Here is a 1,281-nt window from a genome sequence, read left to right as displayed (position 1 = left end):
CTCCTATGTTAGCTTCAGATTAAAAAATCACCTTTCGAGCGATTAATTTTATTGAAAAGTGGTAAGGGATGAGAGCCAATTTGCGTCTAAATAATCAGAAGATATATTCACGCAGAGAAACCGCCTCATCCCTTTCTTTCTCTTAGAGTTTAAACAGAATGTAAGACGTAGCCGATTCGGATACAGTCAGAATATCCAACCAGGAGACAAAACGAAGGGAGACATCCACTTTGATTGATTACTTCACTTTAACCCTTTTACTCTATGAAAGCGATCAAGCAAACCATCGGCGTGGATGTGGCTCAGGATGAACTGGTCTGCTCCTTTGGAACTCTTTTTGAAGATTTGAGCTGGCAGATTAAAGCCCGAAAAACCTTTGGCAATCACTCTTCCGGATTCAAGGCCTGTCTCAAGTGGGCTGAATCAATGAGAGATGCTAATTCCGAAGTTCTTTTTGTGATGGAAGCTACCGGAGTATACCATGAGAAGTTTGCCCACTGGCTGGTTGATCAGGGACAAAAGCTGTCTATTGTCCTTCCCAACAAGATCAGCAATTACATGAGAACCCTGTCGATCAAAACGGTGACAGACAGTACCTGTGCCGATGCGATCACCCAGTTTGGGCTGGAACGCAAACTGGACCTCTGGGCTCCTCCCAAACCCATTTTCAGAACCCTCAGACAGCTGACCAGGGAAAGAGATCAGATTGTAGCCGAACGGGTAACCGTTGACAATCAGATCCATGCCGAAAAAACCGAAGCCTTTCCCAATGCAAACAGCCTGAAGCGATTGAATACGCGACGAAAGCTACTTTGCAAGCAGGAACAGGAAATCAAAAACGAGATCCATCACTTAGTCAAGTCTGATCAGGAACTAGACCAGGATGTCAAGCGAATCACTTCCATTCCTGGAGTAGGAGAATTGACAGCCGTTATTGTTTTGGCAGAGACCAACGGATTCGAACTGGTAAGAAACAAGCGCCAGCTCAGCAGTTATGCAGGGCTGGATGTGAGAGAAAAGCAATCGGGAACCTCTGTAAAAGGCAAACCCAGAATCTCAAAAAAAGGAAACCGAAGTCTGAGAAAAGCCATGCACCTGCCCGCCTTGGCAGCGATTCGACATTGTGATATTTACAAAGGAACCTTTGCTAGACTGGTCGGAAGACATGGCGTGAAAATGAAAGCAGCTGTAGCCGTACAGCGAAAGCTTCTGGAACTGATCTATATCCTTTTCAAAAACAAAACGACCTTTGATCCAGCTTATGAAGAAAAAAGGGAAGAC

At 45.0% G+C, this 1,281-nt stretch carries 1 protein-coding gene; it reads left to right on the top strand.

Translation table 11 applies throughout. The features are described 5' to 3' along the window. Window positions 1-264: 264 nt before the first annotated feature. Window positions 265-1,281 (top strand): IS110 family RNA-guided transposase (locus ABD031_RS13280; RefSeq protein ID WP_343852243.1); only part of this gene is annotated, 1,017 nt, incomplete at its 3' end.

It is taken from the genome of Algoriphagus jejuensis (genome assembly GCF_039523455.1).
Taxonomy (GTDB): domain Bacteria; phylum Bacteroidota; class Bacteroidia; order Cytophagales; family Cyclobacteriaceae; genus Algoriphagus; species Algoriphagus jejuensis.
This window is presented reverse-complemented; position numbering and strand designations above follow the sequence as displayed.